This is a genomic window from Exiguobacterium sp. KKBO11, from assembly GCF_001644945.1.
Lineage (GTDB): Bacteria > Bacillota > Bacilli > Exiguobacteriales > Exiguobacteriaceae > Exiguobacterium_A > Exiguobacterium_A abrahamii.
Genome location: NZ_LUCU01000033.1, coordinates 15,072 through 36,495, shown reverse-complemented (window position 1 = coordinate 36,495; position 21,424 = coordinate 15,072). Strand labels below are relative to the sequence as shown.

At 47.4% G+C, this 21,424-nt stretch carries 23 protein-coding genes; 7 read left to right on the top strand and 16 right to left on the bottom strand.

All coding sequences use genetic code 11. The features are described 5' to 3' along the window. Nucleotides 1-104: 104 nt before the first annotated feature. Nucleotides 105-1,277, bottom strand: a complete 1,173-nt coding sequence (locus AYO36_RS11270) for a glycosyltransferase (protein ID WP_064300463.1) — start codon at nt 1,275-1,277, stop codon at nt 105-107. Nucleotides 1,278-1,326: 49 nt separating this feature from the next. Here AYO36_RS11270 and AYO36_RS11265 point away from each other — a divergent pair, with 49 nt between their 5' ends. From AYO36_RS11265 to AYO36_RS11255, 3 genes are read left to right on the top strand one after another with little or no spacing between them, the layout of a single operon-like run. Next, complete coding sequence (locus AYO36_RS11265; RefSeq protein ID WP_064300462.1) at nt 1,327-2,505, top strand: MATE family efflux transporter; 1,179 nt, start codon at nt 1,327-1,329, stop codon at nt 2,503-2,505. A gap of 1 nt (nt 2,506) precedes the next feature. Next, nucleotides 2,507-3,646 carry a glycosyltransferase family 4 protein gene (locus tag AYO36_RS11260; RefSeq protein ID WP_064300461.1) on the top strand — a complete coding sequence of 380 codons (1,140 nt, stop codon included), beginning with the start codon at nt 2,507-2,509 and terminating at the stop codon, nt 3,644-3,646. After that, on the top strand, nt 3,643-4,509 hold the full coding sequence (locus tag AYO36_RS11255) for a glycosyltransferase family 2 protein (protein ID WP_023466699.1): 867 nt from the start codon (nt 3,643-3,645) through the stop codon (nt 4,507-4,509). Before AYO36_RS11260 ends, AYO36_RS11255 begins: the two co-directional genes overlap by 4 nt. Here AYO36_RS11255 and AYO36_RS11250 read toward each other — a convergent pair. Beyond that, a complete protein-coding gene (locus AYO36_RS11250; protein WP_064300460.1) occupies nt 4,493-5,104 on the bottom strand; it encodes a response regulator in 612 nt (203 codons plus the stop codon). The two genes, AYO36_RS11255 and AYO36_RS11250, sit on opposite strands and share 17 nt — an antisense overlap. A 40-nt stretch (nt 5,105-5,144) precedes the next feature. On the opposite strand from AYO36_RS11250, the gene AYO36_RS11245 reads away from it, so the two are divergent. Next, the gene (locus tag AYO36_RS11245; protein ID WP_064300459.1) at nt 5,145-6,479 is read left to right on the top strand and encodes a sugar phosphate nucleotidyltransferase; all 1,335 of its coding nucleotides are present in this window, start codon (nt 5,145-5,147) and stop codon (nt 6,477-6,479) included. 41 nt (nt 6,480-6,520) lie between these two features. Here the strand turns inward: AYO36_RS11245 and manA are convergent, their stop codons facing one another. From manA to AYO36_RS11185, 12 genes are all read right to left on the bottom strand, one after another. Next, nucleotides 6,521-7,471: a mannose-6-phosphate isomerase, class I gene (manA, locus tag AYO36_RS11240; protein ID WP_064300458.1), complete on the bottom strand. Its 951-nt coding sequence runs from the start codon at nt 7,469-7,471 to the stop codon at nt 6,521-6,523. A 176-nt stretch (nt 7,472-7,647) separates the two neighbouring features. Then, nucleotides 7,648-8,289, bottom strand: coding sequence for a peroxiredoxin-like family protein (locus tag AYO36_RS11235; protein WP_064300457.1), 642 nt, complete (start codon nt 8,287-8,289; stop codon nt 7,648-7,650). Nucleotides 8,290-8,329: 40 nt separating this feature from the next. Beyond that, nucleotides 8,330-9,397, bottom strand: coding sequence for a YcjF family protein (locus tag AYO36_RS11230; RefSeq protein WP_029343131.1), 1,068 nt, complete (start codon nt 9,395-9,397; stop codon nt 8,330-8,332). A gap of 98 nt (nt 9,398-9,495) precedes the next feature. Continuing rightward, a complete protein-coding gene (locus AYO36_RS11225; RefSeq protein ID WP_064300456.1) occupies nt 9,496-9,978 on the bottom strand; it encodes a GNAT family N-acetyltransferase in 483 nt (160 codons plus the stop codon). A gap of 65 nt (nt 9,979-10,043) precedes the next feature. Next, nucleotides 10,044-11,402 (bottom strand): DUF4179 domain-containing protein, encoded by a 1,359-nt coding sequence (locus AYO36_RS11220; protein ID WP_064300455.1) that lies wholly within the window; start codon nt 11,400-11,402, stop codon nt 10,044-10,046. Continuing rightward, the gene (locus AYO36_RS11215) at nt 11,377-11,919 is read right to left on the bottom strand and encodes a sigma-70 family RNA polymerase sigma factor (protein WP_064300454.1); all 543 of its coding nucleotides are present in this window, start codon (nt 11,917-11,919) and stop codon (nt 11,377-11,379) included. The genes AYO36_RS11220 and AYO36_RS11215 overlap by 26 nt, the downstream gene beginning before the upstream one ends. 102 nt (nt 11,920-12,021) lie before the next feature. Then, a complete protein-coding gene (locus tag AYO36_RS11210; RefSeq protein ID WP_082874231.1) occupies nt 12,022-12,459 on the bottom strand; it encodes a GNAT family N-acetyltransferase in 438 nt (145 codons plus the stop codon). Nucleotides 12,460-12,566: 107 nt separating this feature from the next. Next, nucleotides 12,567-13,268 carry a YjjG family noncanonical pyrimidine nucleotidase gene (locus tag AYO36_RS11205; protein WP_064300452.1) on the bottom strand — a complete coding sequence of 234 codons (702 nt, stop codon included), beginning with the start codon at nt 13,266-13,268 and terminating at the stop codon, nt 12,567-12,569. Between the two features lie 2 nt (nt 13,269-13,270). Then, nucleotides 13,271-13,741, bottom strand: coding sequence for a DMT family transporter (locus AYO36_RS11200; RefSeq protein WP_023466690.1), 471 nt, complete (start codon nt 13,739-13,741; stop codon nt 13,271-13,273). 12 nt (nt 13,742-13,753) lie between these two features. Next, nucleotides 13,754-14,416, bottom strand: coding sequence for a Crp/Fnr family transcriptional regulator (locus AYO36_RS11195; RefSeq protein ID WP_064300451.1), 663 nt, complete (start codon nt 14,414-14,416; stop codon nt 13,754-13,756). A gap of 12 nt (nt 14,417-14,428) precedes the next feature. Continuing rightward, the gene (locus AYO36_RS11190; protein WP_023466686.1) at nt 14,429-14,854 is read right to left on the bottom strand and encodes a DMT family transporter; all 426 of its coding nucleotides are present in this window, start codon (nt 14,852-14,854) and stop codon (nt 14,429-14,431) included. 121 nt (nt 14,855-14,975) lie between these two features. Further along, nucleotides 14,976-15,593, bottom strand: coding sequence for a GntR family transcriptional regulator (locus AYO36_RS11185; protein WP_064300450.1), 618 nt, complete (start codon nt 15,591-15,593; stop codon nt 14,976-14,978). A 185-nt stretch (nt 15,594-15,778) separates the two neighbouring features. On the opposite strand from AYO36_RS11185, the gene garR reads away from it, so the two are divergent. The 3 genes from garR to AYO36_RS11170 all read left to right on the top strand — a co-directional run bounded on the left by garR (nt 15,779) and on the right by AYO36_RS11170 (nt 19,527). Further along, complete coding sequence (garR, locus tag AYO36_RS11180) at nt 15,779-16,669, top strand: 2-hydroxy-3-oxopropionate reductase (RefSeq protein WP_064300449.1); 891 nt, start codon at nt 15,779-15,781, stop codon at nt 16,667-16,669. 3 nt (nt 16,670-16,672) lie between these two features. Continuing rightward, nucleotides 16,673-18,112: a four-carbon acid sugar kinase family protein gene (locus tag AYO36_RS11175; protein WP_064300448.1), complete on the top strand. Its 1,440-nt coding sequence runs from the start codon at nt 16,673-16,675 to the stop codon at nt 18,110-18,112. Between the two features lie 71 nt (nt 18,113-18,183). Further along, nucleotides 18,184-19,527 (top strand): GntP family permease, encoded by a 1,344-nt coding sequence (locus AYO36_RS11170; RefSeq protein ID WP_064300447.1) that lies wholly within the window; start codon nt 18,184-18,186, stop codon nt 19,525-19,527. Between the two features lie 42 nt (nt 19,528-19,569). Here AYO36_RS11170 and AYO36_RS11165 read toward each other — a convergent pair whose 3' ends face one another. Both AYO36_RS11165 and AYO36_RS11160 read right to left on the bottom strand, forming a co-directional pair. Further along, nucleotides 19,570-20,421, bottom strand: a complete 852-nt coding sequence (locus AYO36_RS11165; RefSeq protein ID WP_064300446.1) for a PPK2 family polyphosphate kinase — start codon at nt 20,419-20,421, stop codon at nt 19,570-19,572. Nucleotides 20,422-20,495: 74 nt separating this feature from the next. Continuing rightward, the gene (locus AYO36_RS11160) at nt 20,496-21,350 is read right to left on the bottom strand and encodes an SDR family oxidoreductase (protein ID WP_064300445.1); all 855 of its coding nucleotides are present in this window, start codon (nt 21,348-21,350) and stop codon (nt 20,496-20,498) included. Nucleotides 21,351-21,424: the final 74 nt, after the last annotated feature.

Here is a 21,424-nt window from a genome sequence, read left to right as displayed (position 1 = left end):
GGGACATAGCTAGCTGATTTTAACGAAAAGAAGGAATTGCCATCGCTCAGATGTGCAATTCCTTCTTTTTTTCATCTATGAAACTGAATTATGTTCCAGCCTCTTCATTTGACCGGTACTTCGTCTTTCCGGTGGCGCTGATACAGGCTGACCATCGTTTTTAAGAAAGCAACGGAATCCTTGACGAGATTGACGTGCGATCCTTCGCGTTCGATGCAGGTTACGGGCTGTTGATAGACCCGCAAGCGTTCTTTTTTTGCTGCATACATCAACTCTAAATCGATCGCGAGACCACTCTCGACGTGCAGATAAGGCAACAAACGATGAACGACACGACGGTTAATGATCTTTAGACCGGTCTGCGAATCGGTCACACCTTTTGGTAAGAAGAACCGTGTCAGATTCCGTTTACCGAAACTCATGAAACGGCGGACAGTTCCCCGGTCTTCGATCGTCAAATCCTTCGTTCCGACGACGATGTCATAGTATCCCTCTTGCGCTATCGTCAACAACCGGGCGATATCTTCAATCCGAAACGAATTGTCCGCGTCGACGAACACATAATAATCACTCGAGATATTTTTCATCCCTTCGATGAATAGACCGGCTTTTCGTGTATTTTGCTCGACATGATGAACCTCCAGATAGCCGACCGTGAATAACGTATCCGTCGCGTCCATGACGATTGAACGGTATTCTTGGAGGAGTGCCTTGGATCGGTCAGACGAAGCATCATCAAAGAAATTGATCGAAGCGTGGATATAATCTTCACTGATGAAGGTTGCAAGAGACTCTAAAAAATCTTTTACATAATTAAAACGTTTCTCTTCGTTAAATATTGGCAATATAAAGGCTATAGTATCCTTTAAAATGGGATATTCAGGATGGATAATATGCTGGATTTCAGCAAACAATTCATTCGGATAGGCGGGACGATAGGAAAACAGACGGAGCATTCCATCTCCTTGAACGGTATGGTACGGAAAATCGCCCTTTAAACGAACTGCTTCTTTGACAATCAGAATTTTAGATCGCGGACGGACAGCTCGAATTTGATTGGCGATTGCTAGCTCCTCTCCACGCGTCTCATAATCAATGATGTATAGAAGAATATCGTGTTCCTCAGCTTCCTGTATTTCAGTGCTGGCAATCTGTTCGAAAGAGTTCGGGCATTTACCCGGCTGTGTGTAGAACAGGACAGGATAGTAGGAAATCAACGATTCGTATGGAATGTGCCGAGAATGATCGGTAAATACAGCGATATGCCCTTGACTCATAAGTCTCATCCTTTCCGTAAAACAGCTCTGACTGATGGGAGGTGGCTCCATGACAAGTTTCATCCAGCGACATGCCGTTTTATTGATTTTCCCGATTCTAGATGTAGCGCTGAACCTCGTGAACTATGCCTATCATTTGTTATTAGCCCGGGAGCTTTCTAGTACAGTATATGGATTATTGAACGCCTACTTGGCTTTTTTGGGTCTTCTGCTCATCATCGGTGGTGCTTTACAATGGACCGTGACTCGGGACTATAGTCAACAGAAAACGAACGATTACCAAAAGCTACGGTTCCGCATACTGGCGGTTACAGGATGCTTCTTACTTATTTTACTTTATGCATTACCTTATTTCCTGCCGTTTACCAAAATAAACCTGATTATTGTTTATTTGATCATCGTGTTTCATATCCTTCTATCTTTTCGTCGTGGTGTCTTACAAGCGACTGAACGCTTCTATGCCCTGAACCTCTCTTATTACATCGAATCCGTCATCAAAGTCTTAGCCACATGGCTCTTGATTCAACAAACGAACGTCAGTTATGCACTATTGTTCATCTTGGCTGGCATGATTGCTTCCTACCTATTAAGCCTGATGCAAGTCACGTTTCCCGTTAGTAGCGGGCGTATCCAGGCGAACGGACTCGTCCATATGGTTCATACACAAGTCGTCATGACGCTGTTTTTCACACTCGATAGTTTACTCGTCACCCGTTACTTCCCACAGTTAGCAGGAGATTATTCGGTTGCCTTACGATTTGGTCAACTGCTGTTGTTCGTCGCGTTATCACTCGCACAATTGTTGCTACCGCGCTTAAGCCAAAAAAGTCAGGACGAAGACTTTCTTCTTTGGGAGCGTCGCTTTTACCGCATTTTATTAGGTGGACTCGCTCTTGCCGTTTTAGTGTATTGGACGATCGTCCCTTATTTGATTCCGATTCTATTCGGGAGTGGTTATGACGCGGCAACTCATTACATCAAATATATGGTTTTCGTTTATGTCGGCATCACGTTGATTCAATATGAAGCACTCGTCCAGTTTTCACTACACAGAACTGGATACTTGAAAGGCTATTGGTTGATTCTGATTCTGTTCATCATTGTCTTGACGACATTTCATTCGACCGTCGAGACTTGGTTGCTCGCGCAAGCAGGTGTCTTTTTACTCGGCGCCTTGATATTACGTTTCACCTTACCCCGACACCCCCATTCAGTGAAGGAGGCGTAACATGAAACCACATCTACTTTTTTTATCTTGGCGCGATATCAAACATCCGAAAGCAGGTGGTGCGGAAGTATTCACCCACGAGATGCTCCGACGTGTCAGTGATGAGTATGAGATCACTCACTTCTCTCCCGCATTTAAAGGCGGACACGATGTCGAGTTTTTGGACGGCATCACTTATATCCGGAGAGGTTCTGCACTTTCCGTCGTTCCGCTCGCCTTTTCTTATTACCAGTCGCATGCTGCGACGATTGATTTAGTCGTCGACCAGATGAACACGCATCACTTCTTCACACCCCTGTATGTTCCATTAGCGAAACGTGCCCTCTTCATTCATCAACTGACACGTGAAATCTGGCAAATCAATGTTCGTCCTCCATTTTCATACATCGGCGAATGGACGGAGACGCCGCGTCTGCAGCTGTACCGGACCGGTCGCGCGTTGACGGTCAGTCAGTCAACTGCAGACGACCTGCTTGCTGTCGGCTTTTCCAAAGACGAGGTGACGATTCTACCGGAAGGTCTCTCCTTTACCCCATGGAACGAGGAGGACTGGAAGCCGAAAGAAGCATATCCGACTTTTTTATACGCTGGACGGATGTCTGCCTATAAAGGAATCAATGATGCACTCCAAGCTTTCGTCATCGTCAAACGGGAGTACCCAGACGCTCGTTTCTGGGTCATCGGAAAAAAAGACGAGGCATATATCGCCGAGCACCTTAATCCGATCGTCCCAGAAGAAATGCGTGACGCCATCACTTATTTTGGATTCGTCAGTGAGGAAGAAAAGCTCGAACGGATGAGTCGCGCGACGGCGCTCCTGTTTCCTTCCAAACGAGAAGGTTGGGGGCTGACGGTCAGCGAAGCGGCGGCCGTTGGCACACCGACGATCGTCTATGACGCACCTGGACTACGCGACGCCGTCCAGTACGGCATGACTGGTTACATGGCAAAGAGTCAGACGCCAGGTGCACTCGCTGCCGAGATGCGCGCCTGCTTACGTGACCCGGAAGAATACGAAATGATTCAAGCAGCCGGTCATCGTTTCGCTCAGACCCTGCACTGGGATCACACAGGTCAAGCGTTTCGAAACTGGTTGCAACGCGAATTGATACCCATCGCACTGAAGGAGGATTTTTCATGATTGGAATCGCTATGTCCACATACGAAAATGAAGCAATCATCACGGAAACGATCCGCTCACTTCAGGCACAACATGCTTCTTTCCTTTGTGTCATCGCGGATGATGGTTCGACCGATTCTACCGTCGCGACGATGCGTCGGTTAACCGCAAATGATACGCGATTTGAAGTGCTCTCGCTTCCGCACGGTGAACGAGGTATCGCCCGCAAGACTGCGATTGATCGCTTGAAGCAACACAATGTCGATTATCTCTACATCATTGATTCCGATATGGTACTCGAAGAACAGCTATTAAAAAGCTGCCTCTTGTATCTTGAAGCGCACTTAGATGTCGGAGCTCTTGTGATTCCTGAACGTGCATATAGCGATTATGATAATTACTTCAGTCAAGTGAAGGTCTTTGAGCGTAACCTGTTCAATGTTCCGACGGATCAACTCGACACGCATACGATGGAAGCCGCGCGCTTCTGGCGGCTCGAAGCGTACGTCGCCTCGGGCGAGATTGATCCAACGCAAATCAGTTTCGAAGAGACGCAACCGACGATCCGTTATTTAGAACAAGGCGGGATCATTCGCCGTGCGACGTTCACCTACGTGCACCACAATGAAAAGCAGGTCGAATTAAACGACCTGCTTCGAAAGAAACGCTATTACTTTGATGTCATGCCCGCGACGCTCGACGCGGAACAGGGCGGCTTCATGAAAGCCTTACGACGTTGGTATTTCTTCCGTCCTGTTCTCTATCATCAGGCTAATTTAAGAAAATACAGCCGTCATCCGCTGTTGACCGTTGGCGTCATCTACATGTACTTGCGCCTCAGCTTCATTGGTGTAGAATCTCTCTTCTTCAAACGGGTTTCGTAATGCTTCCGACGACTGATTGATACAAGATGTAGGTACCGAACTGCGTGGGGAATTCTAAACGCTGTATCTGATCTTCTTCACCCACCTCTTGTTCGGAGTGACTAATGATTAGAGAGCGTTGGCTGGCAATCGTTCCGTCTTCAAAAAATAAACAATACGGACGATCTGAACTCAAAAGCACGCTCTCAAAATGGTTGACCAAATTACGTTTCCGTTGCTTCGTCTCGACGACTTCATCACCAATTTTAGTCATGATAGAGAGTATTCGCTCATCAATTTTCAAAGGTTTCGTCATCATACGACTGACATTCCCTGCATTTACTGCTGCGAGCAGCGTATGCACCTGCATATAATCAGTCAACACGATTTGTTTCGTTAATGGCGCACGTTGTTTGGCAATACGTAACAGCTCGACACCATCCATTTCCGGAAGTCGAAGTTCCGTTAGTAAGACATCAACGTCGGAATTGCTGAGTTGTTCCAAGGCCTCTTCTCCTGATCCTGCTTCCTGTACGTCTTGTCCCGCTGCTAAAAGTTTACGACGTAGAATCTGTCGTGTCGGTTCATGTGAGTCAACTAATAGATAAAGTGCCATATGCTATCGCCTCCGTTTTAAAAAGAAAGGATGGTCGTCAATGTATATTCTTTTACTATCAGGTGGATCTGGAAAACGGCTTTGGCCGCTCTCGAACGATTTGAACTCGAAACAGTTCTTAAAGATCCTAGAAGATCGCGATGGCAATAAACAATCGATGATGGAACGTGTCTTTCAGCAGCTTCAGGAAGTCGGTCTGGACGACCGGACCGTCATTACGACGACGAGTTCACAAGTCGATGCAATTGAAAATCAGCTGGGCTTCCGTACTTCTATCATTCAGGAACCGTCACGTCGCGATACGTTCCCTGCCATCATGCTCGCGACGAGCTATTTGGCAGAACGAATTGATTTAGAAGAGACGGTCATCATCATGCCGGTCGATCCTTACGTTGAATTATCGTTCTTTGAACGCTTCGAGCAACTGGATCAAGCCGTCCAAGAACATCCGGATGTGCTTCATTTAATGGGTGTGGAACCGTTACATCCTACATCAAAATATGGCTATATCATTCCGCGAACTTCCGAAAACATGTCTATCGTCGAACGCTTTCAGGAAAAACCGACTGTTGAGGTCGCGAGTGACTTAATCGAACAAGGTGCATTATGGAACTGTGGTGTCTTTGCCTGTCGCCTTGACTTCTTGATGCAGTGTCTAGAAGCGCAAGCTGTGCCGACGTCTTTCGAGGCGCTCCGTTCGAACTATGAGGCACTAGAAAAGACGTCATTTGATTATGCGGTCGTTGAAAAGACCGATTCTTTATTCGTTCATCGGTATGATGGCTACTGGAAAGATCTCGGAACGTGGAATACATTAACGGAAGAGATGCCACATCCGCTTCATGGAAACGCCCGGATGATCCACTCGAAAAATACGCATATCGTCAATGAATTACAGGTTCCTGTCCTTGGAATCGGACTCGATAACTTAATCGTGTCGGTGAGTCCAGATGGTGTCCTCGTTGCGTCAAAAGACGAGACACCTGCCTTAAAGGAATATTTGACGGATGACACTTTGCCACCACAATTTGAATGGAAACGCTGGGGATATGCGACGATTTTACATCAACAGCAACTAGAGGACGGACGTTATGCCGTGACTCGACGGCTGCATATCAAGGCGCATCAACAAATCAGTCATCATTATCATGCGCATACCGACTCGACATGGAGTATCTTACAAGGTCGCGCCGAGGCACTGATCGATGGTCAGTCACAGCAACTCGGACCGACTTCTGTCGTACACATTCCACAAGGTGTTCCGCATACTCTGACAACACTAGAAGATCTGATTATGATCGAAATTAAATATTCCATTGATTGGACAGAGCAGGATAACTATCCGCTCCCGACCTCCATCCGGTCCAAACCATGATGTTAGAAAGGGCACCTCCTAGTGGTGCCCTTTCGTCTGCTCTAGTCTAAAAACACTTCACTCGTCACGAATGTGACGGATCCAACTATCTCGTAATCTCCCGCTCGACGCGGTACAAAGAATTGTTTCCCTTTCTGTAAAGGAATCACGCGATTTCCTTGCCGCGCTTCTCCTTTACCATCGATGACAGTCAATAAACGAAAGACCGGATGATCATGCAATGCATACCGACCGGTCACTTCATGACGGATGACCGTAAAGGAAGGTACTTGAAGCAACTTCGTCATGATGCCCCCCTCCTTGATGATCGTCTCTGGTTGGTTCGTCCACGGCTCATCTGGAATCGTCGTGACAGCGATTGCCTTCTCAACGTGTAATTCTCTCGGTTTCCCGTCATCTCCTAATCTGTCGTAATCATATAGTCGGTACGTCCGGTCGCTCATCTGTTGAATCTCAAGAAGAACGATGCCTGGTCCTAGAGCGTGGATTGTACCACTCGGAATGTAATAGAATTCGCCAGGTTTAACTTTTTGATGCCGAAGTGACGTCTCCCAGTCCTTTTCTTGAGCGCACCGAAACAGGGCATCTCGTGATTGTAGATTGTGACCAAGAATGATTTCTGCCTCTGGTGCAGCCTCTAAGATATACCAGCACTCATTCTTGCCGTATGGTTCTCCTTCTAGCCGTCGTGCCTCCTCATCGTTCGGATGGACTTGAACGGATAAGTAGGCGGACGAGTCCAGAAATTTTACATGAAGCGGAAAGGCATCCAGCAGATAATCACCGAATAGTTCTGTCCGTTTCGTTTGCCATAATTCATCTAGCGTCTTCCCCTGATCAGGTCCATCTAAGAAGTACGTCCGCCCACTCGCGTGAGCAGATGCTGTCCAACATTCTCCAATTTGTCCTTCTGGTAACTCAAACTGAAACAACGCTTCTAAACGTCGACCGCCCCAAATTCGTTCTTTGAAAATTGGTTGAATGGCATACATATCGACGCGGACTCCCGATAGACTAGGAGCGACGCTTCACCTCCATCTATACGTTTGGTTACCTCTTTATACCCATTTTTATGTCTATATTATCCAAATAAAACAGATTGAATCATAAAAAAACCAACTCTTAGTGCGTCCCTAGGAGTTGGTTTTCGTATATTTGACTGGCTCTTTTACTGTTCGAGATAATCGATGATCATCTGCGGATCAACGCGTTTTGTATAATCCGATGGTACTTCTGCGAAACGAATCACACCGTCCGTATCAATGATGAACGTCGCCGGTTTCGGTAACTGCCAATCCTCATTTCCGTTGTGCTTCGCTACATCAAGTCCCGATGCTTTGTAAATTTCAATCAAATAATCTGGCAGGTCGAACACCAAATCAAATTGACGGGATACATGTAAATCAACGTCACTTAAGACAGGGAAACTTAACGCATTCTTGTTTGCTGTCTGCTCAGCAAATTCAGGTGTCTCCGGACTGATTGCAACGACAGTCGCTCCCTGAGCACGAATACGGTCGATTTCCCGTTCATACGCGCGAAGCTCGAGATTGCAGTATGGACACCAGCCACCCCGATAGAACGTCAAGATGACAGGACCTTGCTCGAGTAATGTCTCGATCGCCACCGGCTTGCCGGATACATCGGGTAACGTAAAGTGTGGAATCGTATCACCGACACCTAAACCTTTTGCGATACCAGAAGCAGCCAGCTCAGCTGTCGCTTCCGCCATCAATCGTTGTTTCTCAGCAGGTGCCTTTTGTCGGAATTCCGATTGATACTGTTTGATTTCTTCGAGTAATCGTGTCATATGTTCTCCCCCTTTGTTGCTGTATAGAATAACAGGGAGATTACTCGTTTGTCTCTTCTGACGACTCCTCCGCCTTCTTCCTGAATCGTTTCACAAACCCCATTAGTTGTTCCGGTGTCAGCTCGAGCTTATTCTCATAGACATATTTTGTTCCATATCCGAGTGCAAGGGTGGCGGTCGAAGCAACGCCCGCGGCAATGACGGCACCATACCCCGGAACGAGCTTCGCTATTTGCCGAAAGGCGGTTTTTCCGGAGTTTCCGACGATCGTCACGACAAGCAACTCCTTCGCACTCTCTTTGGATAACTGTCGTTCGTACAGATTCGATAACTTGAGCATCAAGCCGATTTGAATTGAAGTCAATGGAATGATATCAGCTCCCGGGAACGGGACAGCACCGATCGCACCAGCGGCTGTTCCGGCACCGACAATCCAGTTGTTGGCGATCTTGCCTCGAACGGTCGGATCCATCTGACGAACGAACACATTATCCTTGTCGAACTTTTTTAAGATATCGAGGACCTCCCGACGGAGCCGATCAATGTTCGTCCCTTCTCGTGCTGATACGGGAATGATTTTGGGTCCTGGTAGTTTTTCTGCAATATGCTGAACGATCGTGTCGACATCATCCGTCGCATCCATCTTCGTAACGACGATCAAGACATTTTGGTTATGTTGATAGATCTTACGGAAGTTTTTCGTCTCCGTCTCAGATAAGACGGTACCTGCCGCATTTAAAAAGTAAAGGATGACATCGGCACTTTGATAGTACGTCCACGTCGCTTCCGAGTTCTGTGTATTGGCATCATTTAATCCTGGTGTATCGACGAAGATGACTTTATCCTCCGGGTGCTGCCTTACTTGATCAATCCGGACCGTTTCACCCGGGCGCGCCCCGACCGTTGCGACTTCACGACCAAGAATCGCGTTCAAGGTTGAGGATTTCCCCGCATTGACGTCTCCGATCAAAGCAACCGTCACGTCCTGCTCCAGCGATTGATTGAAATCCCGTCGCTCCGATTCAAACGACTGATCAAAGATTTCCTCCAGTTTGCGTTTCCGTTTTTGTTGATTGGTCTCAAGTCCTTCACCAAAAAAATCATCCATCGTGATCCCTCCCCCTTCTTCTGCTGTCTGTCTTTTCCCATTATCCCTTGCTTTCAACACAAAGAAGGCAAGGGAACATTGTGTCCACTTGCCGAATTTTAGAGATATGTGCTGCGTCGCTCGAGCAATACCGTATCGCGCCATCTGCCTCCGAGCCGACCAATTCGCTCCCGGCGACCGACTTCGCGAAAATCAAATCGTTCATGAAGGCGTAGACTCGCTTGATTTTCCGGAAAGACTTGCGATTGTAAGGTCCAGATCCCGGCTGCTTCACTTGCTTGAATGACATCTTCCATCAAGCGTGTGCCGACACCTTTACCGCGTGCTTCTTCCGCGATATAGAGGCTGATTTCAGCGACACCGGCGTATGCCGGAATCGAAGAGAATGGACTTAACGCGACCCAGCCGAGCAGTTGCTCGTCTTCCATCGCAACGAGGCGGCTGTGTGCGTGGTGATGCTTCGTCCATTCTTCGTACGGTAATGCTTCCGTGCGAAACGTCGCATTCTCCGTCTTTATTCCTTGTTCGTAGATTCGAACGACTTCTGGGTAATCGTCCGCTGTCATTTGACGTACTTTCATCTCATCAGACTCCTTTGTTGCTCACATGCTGATTCTAGTTCGACAGCATGTCAGGAGTCTCCTGTTTAATCGACGATGAACGGAATCGGTTTCAAGTCGATTGGTGTGTTCGTCACGGTGTTTGAATAGCCCGTTTGTAGATAGAAGTCATCGATTGCATCGATTTGTGACGCCGATAACGTGAACGTCGCCCGTAATAACTTTTGTTTTTCATCGATGACTTCAACAGTCGGTTTAATTTCACGACCATCCGGTGGTTCGTTTCCTTGAATCAGGAACATGCTGTTTTTAATATCCAACTTGATATCTGAATTTTTTCGATCCGAGTTCGTCAAGAAATCGACCTGTACATGAGAACCGGACGTCTCTACCTGTTGAATCGTCATCTTCAATGGATGATGCGCATCTTGTTGCGTATAAGGGAAAGACGTCTTCTTTAATGACAGCCAATGTGTCTTCGGTGAAAGACGTAAAGAAGGATGCAACGTATAAGAACCGGATGGAATCACATAATTTCCGAATCGAATCCGCGAGACATCCGTTCGTTGCGACCCGCTGACCGAACCACTTACTAACGATGTTCCGACTGACCAGTTTTTGATGATTTCATTCCCTTTATCATCAAATAGAGCCAGTTCTAGCCAATACCGATCCGACTTCGGATAAACCACTGTATAATCAAACGTCGTACTTGCCTGTCCTTTTGTCATCTGTTTTAACGTGACATCGACCGCATAATCAGGATTTTTTACCGTCGTATTAAACGTCTGTTCAATCGCTTGCAATCGTTTGACCGGAACCTCGAATTGCCAGTTCCCGTCTAGACCAAACATTTCCGAAATCACGAGTGGTACCTGCATGGAATCACTTAATTTCTGTAAGCCGACATCATATTCAATTCGGGCTTTCCATGCCTTACCGTCCTGTTTGAAATATGCCAGTTCTTGATTTTCAGTACCTTCGAATCGTTTATCACCTTTGAACACTTCATAAAACGCCGCTCGTTTCGTTTCGTTGACGTCTGGTACACCAGTTGCCGTCAGGTTCATCCCGATCGTCATACCATCATAGTAGGCGTCGACGACCTTGATCGTAATGCCTTGATCGGTTACCGTCTGATCAATTGCTGTTGCAAGTTGTTTCTTCTCGATTTCCGTACCGACTGTGCCCTGTTCTATAAAGGGACGATACAGTCCACCAATCAATGGAACATGCGACATCGCGGAAGCGAACGGTGGAACGATGAACGTCGTCACGAATAGCGAGGCGGCAAGACCCGCGATGGCGACGTACTGTTTCCGACGAGGACGTACGTGTTGCCGTTCCGCTACGCCTTGCGTAATGCCTTGACGAATCCGGTCTTGTAAGGCGTTCGTTGGGACAGGAATTTTTTCATAATCATTTCGTAGATCGTGCTGCTCCATAATTCATTCCTCCTAACTGTATCTTCAATTCTTCGCGTCCTCGCTTTAAGTACGTCTTGACCGTATTGAGAGTGATGCCGATGAAGCTTGCGATCTCTTTCATCGGAATATCATGAAAATAGAAGAGAACTAAGACGTCCCGGTATTCTTTTCGCAGATGCGATAAAGCGTGCACGAGATCAAGATGTTCGTCTCGCGATTGGTCTTCCTGCACTGGAATATGAAGTAAGATGTCATCAGTTGGTGTTTGTTTTTCCAACACACGATAACAATTGCGGATCAGGATTTTCGTGATCCATGTCACGAAATGTTTCGGTTCCTTCACTTGTTCGATTGAGATGAACGCTTTATAAACTGTCTCTTGTACGACGTCCAAGGCATCGTGTTCATTTTTTACGTATAGATATGCTGTTCGGTAGAGCTGTTCGCTATGTAGGAGCACCAATTGCTCAAATGCCGCTTCATCGTGCTTCATCGCACGGCGGACGAGTGTCGTGTGCTCGTTTCGTAAGTCCATCGTGTTCCCTCCCTTTACTTATTAGAGCATGACGAGTCACAAAAAGTTTCAAAAAATATCCAAAAGAAAAGGACTCTTGCGTTTCAAGAGTCCTTCCATCCTTCAAATATCTAATCGCACTGCCATTTCCCGACCGAATCGATCCCCGTGGTCGATGAAGCCGAGACTTGCATACAGACGGTGTGCCGCCTGATTATCCGGCCGATAGCCGACGACGATTCGTTTCGCTGCAGGTAACACGCGCATCTCGTCAATTACGGCTTGCATCGCTAATCGTCCGATTCCGTTCCCTTGCTGCGCTTGATCGATCATGATGCGGTAAATCCAGTAGCCGTCGAGTTCTTCTAGTTCCGTGTTGTACATCACAAAACCAACGACGGCTTCATCTGCCATGATCGCCCGAAGGACAAGGCTAGGTTCGAACTTCGCTTGCGCGATCGAGTAGACGTTCGCTTCCATGAAGTCTTGCTGTCCTGCTGTCAGTGTCAGCTCACAACACGCTTCCCAGTTCTCTGCTGTTACCGGTACAAGTTGAATCATGTTCATTTCCCCTTTTAGTTAGACGGGAGTTGTCTCCAGCGTCTGTTGATCACATCGTTGCACAGTGATCGCCCCCTTTCCTTCTCTCTCCTATCGGTTGGTTTGATTCATTGTTGAAGGACTGCTGCGTTTTCAAGCAACGTAGGTAGTTCGGCTAACGACGTAATCGTAAACGTCGGCTTGATATCCGCCGCTGATTTTCCTTCTGGATTAAACCAACATGTTGCGATACCAGCTTGATTGCCACCTGCGATATCAGCTGACAAGGAATCCCCGACGATGATCGTTCGCGCCGGGTCGAATTGCGAAATTCGCGCAAACACGTGGTCGAAGAATCCTGCCATCGGCTTTTGAAAACCCGTCTCCTCTGAAACGAAAATCCCTTCAAAGAAATCCGTTAATCCAGCGCCCTCGAGCCGTGCGCGTTGCGTCTTCGAAATACCGTTCGTGACGACGTACATCGTGACGTTTCCGGCTAGCTGCTCAAGCAGCGCCGTCGCACCCGGAATCAATTCTGTTCCTTGTGCGAGATAGCCGCGATACGTTTCGTCAACTTCTCGTCCGTCGACCGTCCGTCCTTCTTCCGCGAAGAACGTCACGAACCGTGAGTGAATGACTTCCTCGCGTGTCACCTCGCCTCGTTCAAGTGCTTTCCAAAGCGCTTGATTGAGTGTTTTATAGCGCGTTTCTCGCTCCGGCGTCCACTGCAACTCTTGTTGCTCGAGCAGGCGGCGAAAGGCAATCCGTTCCGTCGCTTCAAAATCGAGTAATGTATGGTCAATATCGAATAATACCGTTGTGTAAAACATATTCAAGCTCCTTTTCGTACGTGTTGTACAGTCGTTGTTTTCCCGCCCAGTTGAAATAACAGCACGCCGCCACCAATCAATAGGACACCGAGTGCTTTCGTCCACGTAAACGGAACGGTCTGTAAACCAAACCAGCCGAGCGTATCCCAGAGCAAGGCAAACAGGATTTGCGATACCATGACGATCGAAATCGCTCGACTCGGTCCGAGTTGTTGAACGCCTTGTGTCACACAGAGGACGACACCAACACCAATGATTCCGCTGAACCAAAACCAGGTTTGTGCCTCTTTTAGTGCAAACAGTTGTGATCCTTCGACGATCAAACCAATCGTCAGTGAAGCGAGGAAACCGAGTCCAAGGACTAGCGTTGTCGTCGCCCAAGCACCGACGTGTTCTTTGACTTTTGCGTTAAACGTATTTTGAATACAGACGAGCATGCCCCCACAAAGGGCAAGGATGATTCCCGTAACCATGTCGCACCTCCTTCATTCGTAAATGCTTTCTCCGACTCGTTCCATCAATCCGTCTCGATCAATGATCTCAATCGTATGCTGTGTCCGGCGAATCAACCCATCGTCGACGAACTGGCGTAAGACACGATTGACATGACGATAGCTCGTTCCGATCAAATCTGCCGCATCGACGAGTTCCTTACTCGCAAAAGCATCCGTATTAGGTGTCATCGACAACAAATAACTGGCTAGCCGAACTTCAACCGGGTACAACAGATTGAAGCTGAGCGTATGCGATTTTAATTCAAACTTTTTCGTGATCGTCTCGAGTAAAAATAATAAAAAGGCAGGATGATGGACACGTGCTTCTTCCAAATCCGGATAGGCAATGCGTAAGACGGTCACTGGTGTCACTGCCTCGACCGTGTTCATCAAATCAATCTTTCGGACGAACTCAATATCGCCGACGAGATCAAACGGATGCTTGAAGGACAACACGAGACGTTTCCCCGTTGCCGACATATGCGTGATCTTCAATTTTCCTTCGACGAGCAGGTAGAGTTCATGCGCAACATCACCTTGTCGGCATAAAGCCTCACCCGGTGCGAACGTCTGAATGTGCATCGCCTTGCGTAGCGATGCGTCAAAGACATGCGTTAACTGATACCGTTCCAAATAGCTCACAATGTCCGTCACTTCTTCTCCTCCTTAGCTCTTTAAGATGAAGATGCCTGCGACCATCATCAAGATGCCGATGATCTGCGGTCCCCGCAGTCGACGTTTCATGACGCCGAACCAGCCTCTTCCGTCAATCCAGAGTGCCAGTGCTAATTGCGCCAGTAAAAAGAGCGAAATCGTCAAGGTCACGCCCATCCGGTGGACAGCCGTCATGTTGCTGAATAATATGATCGCCGCAAAGGCACCCCCTGCCAGATAAAGCGGTTTGACACGGCGCATTGCTGAAAAACTACGATCCCGTAAGACGATCGCTAAGAGGATCGCAACGATGAACCCAGTCATCTGAGTGATCGTTGCCGCTTGCCACGTCCCGATCGTTTGACTGATCCTAGCATTAGCGACACTTTGAAGCGTTAAGAAAAAGCCACCAGCAATCGCAAATAAGACACCACGCATGTGCATACTCCTCTCTTGTTCCATGATACTTTCATTTAACGAGAGTCCTTCTGATTTGAACAGGACATTTGTCCTGAGAACGCGTCAAGATGTAAAAAAGGATGAACGATATCAACCTCGTTCATCCTTTCATCCAGTTCAAACAAAATTCTAAATCCAGTTGAAGATGCGCTTTCATCAATCGCTCCGCTTCTTCCGGTTGATGATTTAAAATCGCTTGATAGATCTCATCATGTTCTTCAATCAAGAGTGGTCGTTTATGGTGGACAACGGTCTTACGGAATAGATAGATGATGGATTGCATCCGATCAATGATATCAATCATCACCGGGTTGTTCGTTGCCCCGACGATCACATCGTGAAATTCCTTGTTCGCCGCCATCACTTCTTCGAGTTCGCCCGTTCTACCGATTTCGACACACTGCTTCAACTTTTCTAAATCGGCTTCTCGCATATATGTCGCACAATGACTGGCTGCGAAACCTTCAAGCAACATCCGGACTTGAAAGATGTGTCGCAAATCCATGTCGCTCGGATTGACGACACGTTTTTGCTTAATCAATCCTTCTTGCTCCAGTTTTCGAATCGAATCTCTGACGGGAGTACGGCTAATTCCCATTTCCTCAGCTAGACGCTCTTCGACTAACTTCGTTCCACGTTCCAGTTCTCCGTTTAAGATGCGATCCCGGATGTATTCATATGCCTGAACATATGCTAATTGCGTCGTTTTCTTCCCCACAGACATCGTCTCCTACATTCGAATTTCTTCTAGTTCAAAGTATAAGTTTAATATTGGGAATTGGAAAGAGACATATTTTTGTATACATTTTTAAATAAATTGTATACAAAAACGAACTTAGTGTGTACAATTCGGTTAAAGACTTTATGAAAGCGCTATCTTTTTATGAAGAGGAGTTTGATTAGATGAACACACGCGTTGGATTTATTGGTTTAGGCATCATGGGAAAACCGATGGCCTTGAATATACTAAAAGCCGGTTATGACGTCACGGTGAATGATTTAAATACGGAAAGTGTCGAGACACTCGTTCAAGCGGGTGCGGTATTCGGAACACCTGCTGATATGGGAGCGACGTGTGATGTCATCATCACGATGCTACCGGCGTCGCATCATGTCGAGCAAGTCGTCCTTGGAGAAAACGGTCTCTTACAAACGGCTACAGCTGGAACGATCTTGATTGATATGAGTTCGATTTCCCCCGTCGCCTCGGTCGAGATTGCACAACAAGCAGCACTACGCGGAGTCGAGATGCTCGACGCACCCGTCAGTGGTGGAGAACCGAAAGCAATCGACGGGACGCTTTCCATCATGGTCGGCGGGAAAGACGACGTCTTTGAAACCGTCCGACCACTCCTAGAAGTCATCGGTGCCAGCGTCACGCTCGTCGGCAAAAACGGGAGCGGTGTGACGGCTAAGCTTGCCAATCAAATCATCGTCAATTTAAATATCGCTGCCATGTCCGAGGCATTGACGCTCGCTGCGAAAGCAGGCATCGATGTGGAGAAGATGTACCAAGCCATTCGCGGGGGACTTGCTGGAAGTGCCGTGCTCGATGCGAAAGTACCGTTGATTCTAGAGCGAAACTTCGTTGCCGGTGGACGCATCGATATCAACTTAAAAGATATGACGAACGTCATGGAAACCGCGCATGAGATCGGTGTTCCTTTACCCCTCTCTAGCCAACTCGTTGAGATTTTCCATGCGTTGAAAATTGATGGAAAAGCTGCGGATGATCACGGCGGCATCATTCAGTACTACGAAAAATTAGCACATGTTGAAGTAAGGAAGGTGTAAAGGATGATTTCGACATTCCCGACATTACCAAGTAAAACGACACTCAACCAATTACCATCCCTACCGGATGCAACAGTAATAGATGAATTGTTAGTTGAAGCCTTACATCAGTTTCCTCATAAAATCATCGTCCTCGACGATGATCCAACAGGTGTGCAGACTGTCCATGGCGTGTCTGTCTATACTGACTGGACGAGCGAAAGTATCGAGGCCGGATTTAGCGAAGATCAGTCGATGTTTTTTATTTTGACGAATTCTCGTGGATTTACGCGTGAAGAAACACGACAAGTCCATGAAGACATCGCGGCTACCGTCCAAGCCGTTTCCGATCAACGAAATCAGCCGTTTATTTTAATTAGTCGTGGTGATTCGACACTTCGTGGACATTATCCGCTCGAAACGGACGTCTTACGCCACACCCTCGAACAACAATCCAGTGGTCACTTCGACGGTGAAATCCTGATACCATTCTTCCAAGAAGGTGGTCGTTTTACGATCAACGATGTCCATTATGTGCTTGAAGACGACACACTCGTACCAGCAGGGCAAACGGAGTTCGCAAAGGACCGGACGTTCGGTTATTCCGCTTCGCACCTTGGGGAATGGGCAGAAGAAAAATCGGGTGGGGCTTTCCCAGCTGACAACGTCATCTCCTTATCACTGGATGATTTACGGCAGGTACGTCTTGACGCACTCGTGGCACAACTGATGAACGCTCAAGATTTCAATAAAATCATCATCAATGCGACAGATTATCTTGATGTCAAAGTCGCGACGATTGCTCTGATTCGCGCAATGAATGCAGGAAAACGATTTTTATTCCGGACGGCCGCAGCTTTTACGAAAGTCATCGGTGGAATCAATCAGCGTCCCCTCCTGACAAGAGAAGAACTCGTGTCCGATACGACGTCTGGCGGTTTGATCATGGTTGGATCACATGTCCAAAAAACGACAGAGCAACTAGCCGAATTAAAAACGTGTGACTTCATTCATTTCATTGAGTTTGATGTCCATCTTGTCCTGTCTCCTGATCAATTCGAACAAGAAATTAATCGAATCATCACGACGACGGAACGATTGATTGCATCTGGACAGACAGTTGCCGTCTATACGAGACGAGAACGTCTCGACCTAGGAGAGAATCAACAAGAGAATGAATTAAAGCTATCCGTTAAAATTTCTGATGCTGTGACGAGCATCGTCAGCCGTCTGCATGTACGTCCAAGCTACATCATTGCTAAAGGTGGAATCACGTCAAGTGATATCGGGACGACTGGTCTGAAAGTCAAACGAGCAACTGTTGCCGGTCAAGTCAAACCGGGCATTCCGGTTTGGAAAACAGGAGCCGAAAGTAAGTTCCCCGGACTGACATACGTCATCTTCCCAGGGAATGTCGGTTCAAAGACGACGCTAAAAGAAGTCGCAGAGTTACTTCACACTTGATATTTATGTAAGCGGATACAAAGAGTGAGTCATCACCTCAGTGGAATTCATGATATGAAGGAGAGATCTTGATGGTTACGGGTAATTTATTGGTCGTCATTTTTATTCTGTCTCTAGCTCTACTGTTCTTTTCCATCCTAAAGCTTAAAATCGAACCGTTTCTGGCACTTGTAGCGATTTCCATCTTGACGGCTTTAGCCATCGGGATGCCTGTCAAAGAAGTCGCATCCGTCGTCACGACTGGTTTCGGGAACACACTCGCGGGTGTCGGTATCCTGATTGGTCTTGGTGTCATCTTTGGTCAATTTCTTGGTGCATCGGGTGCTGTCGAAAAGATTGCCCAAGCTGTCTTGAATGTGTTCGGACCTAAAAAGTCCTCTGCCGGACTTGCCCTGACTGGAACAGCGGTTTCCATTCCTGTCTTTTTTGATGCAGCTTTCGTCATCTTAAGTGGATTGATTCGTTCGCTCTCTTCTAAAACAGGTATCTCCGTCGTCAGTTTCGTTACGGCACTCGGGGTCGGTCTAATCGTCTCGCATAACATGATCGCCCCGACACCTGGACCACTCGTCGTCGCAGAAAATACAGGATCAGAGCTCGGCTTCTTTATTCTGTATGGGATCATCGTCGCCATTCCAGCTACTCTCGTTGGTGGTTACCTGTACGGTATGTTCATCGGAAAACGAATTAAGCATTCTGGCGACATCGAAGAACTATCGATCGACCCAGCGGATTTACCAAAGAAAGAAATCGGCACAGGGCTTAGCTTCTTCATGTTAGCTTTACCCATCGTCTTGATCTTATTGAATACGGTCTCTCAACTGCTATTTCCCGGAACTTCGATTGCGACGTTCTTTGGATTCATCGGTGAGAAAAACGTTGCCTTATTGATTAGTGTCTTTGCTGCTGTCATCTTATTACGCCCATACATCGCAATCCCAAATGCACGCTTATACTCGGAAGCAATCAGTTCAGCCGGAATCATCATCTTGATTACCGGAGCCGGCGGTGCCTTTGGAGCCGTCATCAATAATAGTGGCATCGGGGATCATCTCATTACGACGATGCAAAACTGGAGCATCCCGGTTCTCTTACTGGCATTCATCTTTTCGCAGATCCTCCGGGCGTCACTTGGATCAGCGACGGTCGCCCTCGTAACGACATCGAGTATTCTCGGTCCGATGGTCGGAGAATTAGGTGTCTCTCCGATTCTTCTCGGTCTAGCGATTTGTGCTGGTGGAATTGGACTTTCTTTACCCAATGATTCAGGTTTTTGGGTCGTCAACCGGTTTGGTAAATTGACGATTCCCCAAACACTTCTTGCTTGGACGGGCGGTGGCTTTATCGCTGGTTTAACAGCGCTCGCTACAGTCTTCCTCTTAAGTCTATTCACAGGGATTTTACCTGGACTCTAACTCAAAAATGCCACCGATGACGTTCATCGGTGGCATTTTTGTTCATTCGTTTTCCAATCGTTTAATCGCTTCATCTAGTTGTTCCTGATCCTCTTCCGATAACTTCGGATATTGCGGATCAATTTCCTTCAAAACATCATTCATGACTTCAGTGACGATATAGCGGGAATACCATTCGTCATCTGCCGGCAAGATGTACCACGGTGCATACGATGTCGATGTCGCCGAGACAAGCTCAGCAAAAATCTCATGGTATTCGTCCCAGTGCTTGCGTTCTTCAATATCACTGAACGAGAATTCGAAGTTTTTCTTTGGATCCTTCAGACGAGTCAACAATCGTTGCCGTTGCTCCTCTTTTGAGACATGGAATAAAAACTTGACGACCCGGAAGCCGTTCTCGACGAGATAGCGTTCAAAGTCATTGATTTGGCGATAGCGCATCTGCCACACATCTCCGTCATCCGGCTTTTCTTCCTCCTCGAGCAGATCATGGATTCGTGGCGCAATGACTTCCTCATAATAGGAACGGTTCAAGATGCCGACTTCCCCTTTTTCCGGTAGTCCTTCGTGGATCCGCCATAGATAATCATGTTTTTGCTCCGTATCCGACGGTTTTTTAACGGAAATCGTCCGAAGTCCTTGTGCGTTCAAGTTGGAAAAGATGTAGCTGATCGCCTCATCCTTCCCCGCTGCATCAATCGCTTGCAGGATGACGAGGACGCCGTTCTTTTCTTCAGCATGCAAACGCCAGTGTAACTCTTGTAACGTCTCGACACTTTTGGGAATCCGCTTCTCTCGCAATTCCGCTTCCGAAATCTCATGTTTTTCTGATGTCGGGTAATTCGAAAACGAGACTTGCTCGCCTTCCTTAACACGATAGGATGACAGTTTCATGGTAGGGCTCCTCCTTTAATTGCTTCTAAAGGGGGTTTACCCTACTCGTTCATCCTAAAAACGTTCAGATGAACTTATCTTTTCAAAAGGAGACGGACTCCCTCTTCTAGCGTCGTCACAGGACGACCGAGTAATTCTTTAAAATCAGTACTTTCCACTGCCAGAGTTCCGGCTGCGATATCTGCCTGGATACCCGTCAACATTGGAATCAAGAAGTCAGGTAAGCCAGCTGCTTGCATCCGCTCGCCATAGGTCGCGCCATCTACTTCATCTACAGCGACCGATCGTTTAAGCACTGTTCCGACTGCAGTCGCGAGTTCTGCTTGTGTATGCAATGGTCCAGAGAGTTCATAGATTGGTTTTGGATGTTCAAGCGTCAGCCCCGTCGCAATCGCCTGCGCATACTCATCTTGTAACGCCCATCCGACTTTGCCTTCACCTGCTGCCGTTAACCAGTCTGCGCCTTGTGAAACGGCATCCATCGTTCCGAGTTCATTTTCGAGATACCAGTTGTTGCGGAAAAAGACATACGGGATACCTGTCGCTTGAATCGCTTCTTCTGTGACCCGATGTGTTCGCGCAAGTCCGTTCGTACTGTGTGCCGCATTGGCGATACTCGTATAGCCGATCAGCTTGACGCCTGCCGCTTGTGCTGCCGTGACAGCGGCTTGATGTTGCCGAATCCGTGTTGCTTCTTCACCGTCCGTCGAGATGATCAGCAGACGATCGATACCTTGAAACGCGTGTCCGAGTGTTTCCGGCTGATCGAAATCACCATGCCGGACGTCGATTCCTTGCGCTGCAAGCGACGCTGCTTTTTCAACGTCACGGACACTAACCGCTACCTGTTCGTTACCGACTTGTTCACTGAGATGTTGCACGATGCGCGCACCTAATTTTCCGGTTGCTCCTGTAATTAACCATTTCATGATGAAACCACTCCTTTGAAGTTTGATGTTGTTCTTCATGATACGCCAGGTGATACACTAAAAAAAGTAGGCAC